The organism is Streptomyces sp. NPDC002958 (genome assembly GCF_055563255.1).
This window is the reverse complement of sequence record NZ_JBVHDS010000061.1, coordinates 1-6,350: the sequence shown is the minus strand read 5'-3', so window position 1 is coordinate 6,350 and position 6,350 is coordinate 1. Positions and strand designations below refer to the sequence as shown.

General features: G+C 69.4%; 4 protein-coding genes and 1 pseudogene. 1 reads left to right on the top strand and 4 read right to left on the bottom strand.

Features of this window, described 5'->3' with window-relative positions; genetic code table 11:
• Positions 1–110: 110 nt before the first annotated feature.
• On the top strand, positions 111–668 hold the full coding sequence (locus ACZ3IC_RS33930; RefSeq protein ID WP_467422538.1) for a transposase: 558 nt from the start codon (positions 111–113) through the stop codon (positions 666–668).
• Between the two features lie 564 nt (positions 669–1,232).
• Here ACZ3IC_RS33930 and ACZ3IC_RS33925 read toward each other — a convergent pair.
• The 4 genes and pseudogenes from ACZ3IC_RS33925 to tap form a co-directional block, all read right to left on the bottom strand.
• Positions 1,233–2,192 carry a DUF5996 family protein gene (locus ACZ3IC_RS33925; protein ID WP_467422540.1) on the bottom strand — a complete coding sequence of 320 codons (960 nt, stop codon included), beginning with the start codon at positions 2,190–2,192 and terminating at the stop codon, positions 1,233–1,235.
• Between the two features lie 654 nt (positions 2,193–2,846).
• Positions 2,847–3,202: pseudogene (locus ACZ3IC_RS33920) on the bottom strand (transposase); the annotation flags it as partial.
• A 132-nt stretch (positions 3,203–3,334) separates the two neighbouring features.
• Positions 3,335–3,892, bottom strand: coding sequence for a telomere-protecting terminal protein Tpg (gene tpg, locus ACZ3IC_RS33915; RefSeq protein WP_467422536.1), 558 nt, complete (start codon positions 3,890–3,892; stop codon positions 3,335–3,337).
• A gap of 6 nt (positions 3,893–3,898) precedes the next feature.
• Positions 3,899–6,133 (bottom strand): telomere-associated protein Tap, encoded by a 2,235-nt coding sequence (gene tap / locus ACZ3IC_RS33910; protein ID WP_467422534.1) that lies wholly within the window; start codon positions 6,131–6,133, stop codon positions 3,899–3,901.
• Positions 6,134–6,350 lie beyond the last annotated feature (217 nt).

Here is a 6,350-nt window from a genome sequence, read left to right as displayed (position 1 = left end):
CGCCGGCGACCGGCATCGAGAAGGCGCTTTCAACGAGCTCAGCTACCGCCCATTAGATCAACGGCCGCAAGCGGCACCTCATCACGGACTGCCTCGGCCTGCTCCTGGACGTGCTGGTCACGCCCGCGTCCACGACAGACCGGGAAGCCGCCCGCACGATGCTGCCCAACCTGCCAAAAAGCTTCCGGGAACTGCGGATAGTCTGGGCCGACGGCGGCTACACCGGCCATCTCGTCGACTGGGCCGCCCAGGAACTCGGCCTCCGTCTTGAGGTGGTCAAACGCAGTGACGACACCAGCGGTTTTCGCGTGCTGCCCCGCCGCTGGGTCGTCGAGAGGTCGTTCGCCTGGCTGATGCGGAGCCGGGCGCCTGGCCCGCGACTACGAAACAGAGCCGGCCAGCAGCGAGGCCATGATCCTGTGGTCGATGATCATGGTGATGAGCCGCCGCCTCGCCCGCCGCGAGGCGGCTACGCGGCAGCGGCGGGCACCGGGGCCGGCAGCGTGAACCGGCCCGGCCTGTCCTCGGCCAGCCAGCCCCGCTCCACAGCCGCTTCAGCCTCCCCCGAGCACCCTCGACGCGGGAAGGAACCGAGCTGTCCCAGCCCAGGGCCACCGCCGTCTGCCGAGCGGTCAGACTGTCACCGGCCTGGCCAAGGACGGCCATGATCAACCGGTAGTCCGCACCGAGAACATCCACCGACACGCCGTCCTCCTTGCGGGCCACCGTCCTGCGCGGCCCCTCCACCACCGGCTCCTCAACCCCGCCCCCGGCTGCGGACGGCCTATCCGGCTCCACTTCGACGGACGCGTCCTGCTCGGCCAGGGCCTCCAGATACTGTTCCAGGCCGATCACCCGGTGGTTCAGCGCCTCTTCAGCTTCCGCGAGAGCAGCCCGAACCCGCTCGAACTCGGCCCGCAGTTCCTGCACCCGCACCAGAGCCGCCTTCTCACGGCTCTCCAGCACTGCCCGCAACGACGGCATCCGCCACCTCCGCATCACCAGGACGAACACGACGGCCTCAGCCTGCCTGGAACACGAAGCAACCACGACTGACCAGCAGAAACTCGCACATCAGATTCGGAAAAGAGACACCTTCTGAAGTTCCCACCTAATTCATGACACTCCCGGCCGCGAGCCGCGTTGCGGACCGCCGGGCCCCGCTGCGCGGGGCTGACCGGGCCGGTGGCCGGGCGGCCATGCCGACGTGGGTTCACGGTTGCTGTTGGGCCTCAGCCGGAAGCCGGGTGGGGTCTGTGGGATCGCAGTTGCGGGTCCGTCACCCCGCCCGGGCAGGCGAGCTGGTCGATCGGCCATCCGGCGCGCCGGGCGCCGGCTTGGTACGCGCTCTCGTAGAAGGCGAGTACGGCGGCACGCGGGTCGGCCTCGGCTCGGACTTCGTCGTACGGCAGTACGGCCAGGTGGCTGTCGTTCCGGGCGGCCCAGTGCGCCGCCGCGGGCTCGAGTGGCTCCTCGGCCAGGTGCGCCGGCTCCGGAGCGGTGTAGGAGTAGAAGGCGGGCGCGGGGAAGGTGTCGTCCCCGAACCAGAAGCCAAAGCTGATCACTTCCCGGGAGTACGCCTCCCGGGTGACAGGGTCCAGCTGCTGAGGATGCTCGATGTGACGATCGGAGAACCGGGTGTGCGCGATGTCGAAGGTGTGCCAGAAGTGGTGCACCGGGCTCACCTTCCCCGAATACCCTGCGGCGAATTCCTCCAGCACCGACGCCACCTGGCTGAGGACCTGCCAGTAGCGGTTGGCCTGTGCGGGCTCGTACGTCGCATGCTCGGTGTCCTCGGCGAACGGTCGGCCGGAGTCGGGCAGGCCGAAGGGCCTGGGCACGTCCAGCCGCACCCGGATGCCCAACGTTGCCAGCGCCTCCATGACCGCGTCGTGGAAGGAAGCAACGGACTGGCCGACGAGCGGAAAGGAGATCTCCCGGCCGTCCAGCGTCGACACGACCAGCCGATGCGCGACGAAGTCGAAGTCCATCGTGAAGATCGGGTTGCCGTCGACCTGCCCCATCGGGCGCGTTGTGATACCGCGCCCCGCGAGGTGAAACGGGACATTCCACCAGTGGTTGCGCCGGGCGCTGACGGCGAGACGGATCTTCCCGACGATCTGCGCGAAGCGATGGAGCGTCTCCTTGGTGTCCCGCCACTCGGCAAGCGGGATCGGCAGGAACAGCTCCATGGTCATCACCCTTCCTTCTGACCTTGCTGAACGGACTAGCACCGTCCGGTAGTCCTGGCACGTCCCGCCCCGTTGTCAGGGTCGCTTGTCACCCTCCCCGGCGTTCCCCGGACCGGGCTGCCCCAGCTTCACCAGACCGTTGCGACGGCCCGGCGCACGAGTGCGTACGTACCAAGGCATCGCTCGGGGCCATGGCGACGCTCGCACCGTCCTTCCAGCAGGAGAACAGTACGGTGACCGCGGGCAACTCACTCGCCATGACACGGCGGCCCTGGAACGTTATACGTGGCCGATGAAGCTTCCCCTTGATCGTGGACACCTGGAACAGACGGGACGAGCGGTGGGGCCGGACAGGGACACCCTGTCCGGCCCCACCGCTGTGTGTCAGCCGAAGTCGAGCGTGCCCGAGGGGGTTTCGAAGGGGTGGAGTCGAGGGGGCGGGCGTTCGTGGCCTTGCTGAGCGGCTTCCCAGCATGCGATCAGCTCGTCCTTCCAGCCCTTCTCCGGGGGCCATGGGACGCCCCATTCGTGCGAGCTGGGCACGCGTCCATGCGCCCTTGGGCGTGCGGGCGGCGTCGAATCTCTTCAGGCGATGGCAGTTCAGGGCATACCTGATGATCTCCCAGGAAGGCGCTCAACCCGCCGTCTTGAGCAGCCCCTCTCTCTGGCCGCGATCAGAACGCCGTCCAGCACCCGCCGCCCGGCATCCGCAACCACCAGCCGGTCCCTGAACTCCGACAGCACCGAGAAATCGAACCCCGGACCGTCCAGCGTCAGCGCGAGGGCGTACTTGAAGTCGAGCCGCGCCCTGACTGCCTCCGCAGCCTGCCGGTCGGTCAATCCCTCGACGAACTGCAACACCAGCACCAGCGCGAGACGACCCGGTGACCAGGCGGGCTTGCCCAGCTCGTCCCGGACCCGGATCGCTGACTCCCCTTCGGGAACGCGGCCCGCGCCACCCGAACCGTCTCCGCCGGGATCTTCCCAAACCTCTTCGGCTGCATCGACATCCGCACCCACCCCATACGACAACGTCGGCCTTCAATACCACAACCGGGTCTTGAAGGCCGACGTCACGCCAGGCCCCGGATTAACCAACAGCATCCGCACACGCGGTCCGGGGCTCGCGGGCTGTCGGGGACCTACAGGTCGAACTCGATGTGCTCCACGTCGGTGAGCCGGACCTCTTCCAGGCTCCCGGCCCGGCGGCCGTTGTCCTGGAAATACACCTCCTTGAGCGCTTCTGCGGCGATCTCCCGCAGCTGCTGGTCGCCGGCGCCGGCCTCCTGTGCGTCGAAGAGGCGGGCAGCGTGACGGGGCGGCAGGGCGACGGTCAGGTGCCGGATGCGGTCCTGGTCCGTCGATCCGATCGGCGCGGTGTAGCCGAGGCGGGCGCGGGTGTCGATGACGATGCCGCCGGTCGTCGCCGCCCTTTCGCGGGCCTTGGCCCGGATCTGTGGCTGCCACCGCTTCTTCACCTCGCGCTCTATGCGCGCGGCGAGGTCCGGGCGGGGCTTCTTGATCTGGTCCTTCACGTACCGCTCGACGGTGCGCTGGGAGACCCGCAGCATCTGGGCGACGGCCTTGGTGCCCTTGAGCTGCTTGACCAGGTATCGCATCTGCGCGCCGGCCGACTTCGGCGCCGGGCGGGTGAACGCCTTCTGCACCGCCTGCTCCAGGCCGTCCCCGAACATGCTCATCGCGGTCTACTCCCCGTTGTCCTTGTCGGTGACGGTGCCGTCCTTGATGTACCGGGCGAGGTTGAGCTCCGGGGCCTTGAACTGCTCCCGGATGCCCTCGCCCCACAGCGTGGTCTGCGTGCCCTCGTGCTTCACCAGCCCGGGGTTCACCCCGAGCTTGAAGCCGCCGGGCAGCGGCTTTCCCTCCCGGTACGGCAGGAAGTCCAGCGGGCTCGGCCCGTCAGCCGCGTAGACGACGCAGTCGGAAAGGATCGCGACCGGGTACTGCCCGGTGAACGCCGCATGCTTGACCAGCTTGCGGTGCAGGTTGATCCGCGTGCGGGAGATGACAGTCGCGCGAATGTCCGGCCGCCACGTCGGCCGGGACAGGGCCCGCCACGGCTGCCCGGGCTTCCAGCCCTCGCCGCGAGGCCTTTCGGACAGTTTGCCGATGGCGCCTTTCGCGGTCGCCTTGATCGCCTCCACCACGATCGCGAGCTCGGGGTCGCGCTGCCGGTATCCGGGCCGCGCCGCGAGGAACTCCTTAGGCGACAGGTCAGCGCCCACGCCCAGTTCAGCCATCGTGTCGACGTACGCGTCGCGCAGCCGATTGTACCAGGCGTCCAGGTAGCGGCCGTTGTCGTACCGCACCCACGCCTCGCTCGGCGTCACGTCGTAACCGAGCTCCACCGCGTACGCGACGGTCGGTGTGGCGTACCAGGCCGGGCCCTGTGGCCGGACGCCCTTCGGCGTGAACGGGCTGGGCAGCAGCGAACTGTCCAGCTCCACCCACTCCTTGCCGAGCTTCACCCGCGAGAGGTCTACGTGGGACAGGTCGACCAGCCAGGAGCCGGGCAGCTTCGGGTCGAACACCGGCTGCTTGACGTGGGTCGGCTTGCCGAGACCGACATTCAACCCGTTCGCTCCGGCGGCGAAGGCCATGTTCACGTCGATGCCGACCAGGTTGCGGCGCAGGCATTCGGCGTCGGTGAGCGGCCGTGCCCAGTCGTACGCCTCCTCGAACAACTTCTCTCCGGGGCCGCGGACGTGGAAGCGCGGCAGGTCCGCCAGGAGCGGGTGCCCGTCCGCGGCTTCGCACGGCGCGCAGTCCACCGAGTCCTTGCCCAGGCTGCCGGGGTTGTGCTCGGAGTGCCGCTTGCCCGTCTCATCCGGCTCGGAAGCGCGGGTCGGCGGGTGCAGCGCGGTCATCAGCTCCAGGCCGGTCACGGCGGTGGAGCCGCGCGGCGTCATCACCCGGGCCGCGTACACGCCCAGGACCCGGGCGAGTTCTGCCGGCGGAAGCTGCCCAGCGGTGCCCCAGTGGCGGGTGTCCAGCGCCTGCCAGGACGGGATGCACAGTTGGACGCAGGCCCGCTCCGAGCCCTGCGCCGGGCGGTAGATCCTCGCCCACGGCCCGAACCCGCGCTTCGTCAGCTTCCACTCCGCGCGGACCAGCTGCTTGATGACCTTGTGGCCCTCCGGCAGCCGCCCAGCAAGGCGCTCTTCCTCGGTGAGGGCGACCGGGAGGCCGTAGCGTTCCAGCGCGGCCTCGGTGAGCACGATCAGCGGGTCGGCGTCCCTGCCCGGCCCGGACAGCTTCGGCTGACCGAGCCGGGCCTCGCGCAGCGTCCAGTCCACCAGGGCCGGGATGCTCTTGGCGGGCACATCCAGGACCAGGCCGCCGGTGCAGTACGCCAACACCTGCCCGTCTTCGACGTCGACGACCGCGAGCGGGCCGTTCTCGAACCGCGGGTCGGTGCCGCCCGCCGGGGTATCGGCCGGGGCCGCCTTCTTCGCGGCTGGGCGCCGCGACGTCGACGACGTCCTGGCGGTGCGCGCCGGACGCGGCGTGGCCGCCGGAGCAGCGGCGGGGGCAGGGGTCTGGGTGTTCTCGTCTGCAGTCATGGACGCAGCCTCGGGCACCGGGCCTGTGGACAGAGCCTGCGCTTCCGCCGGGGCGGGCGTACCGGTGAACGTGGCCGGCACCGCAGCGTCCTGAGCGGGCGCGGCCGCGTCGGCCGGGGCCGGGTAGAGCTCCGCGAGCTTGTCCAGCAGCCGGGCGTACGCGTCCCGCTCCGGCGGGCGGGGCTCGGTCTTGCCGGACTCCCAGCCGCTGACCGTGGCCCGGCGCACCTTCAGCGCGGTCGCCACCTCATCGATCGTCAGGCCGTGCGCGGCTCGCAGCCGCTTGCGCTCCGCCGGTGGCGGCAGCGTGGCGCGGGACGCGACCAGTGCGTCGACCGCGTCGAACAACTCGGACATGGAACACCTCCTGACCAACAACCTACCCCATGAACCGTATGTATAGCGTACACATGCCGTACGAATGGCGTTCTTTTCGCGTACAGATGGCAGTGCTGCCTGTCCTGTGCCACTGAACCCTAAGTGGTCGGCTGCGGAAGTTCTTCGGGGGTTGACTGCAGAGTCGGCGTGGTATCTGGTGTCCCGACTTGCCGGATCGCCACCGCGTCTTTCCGAA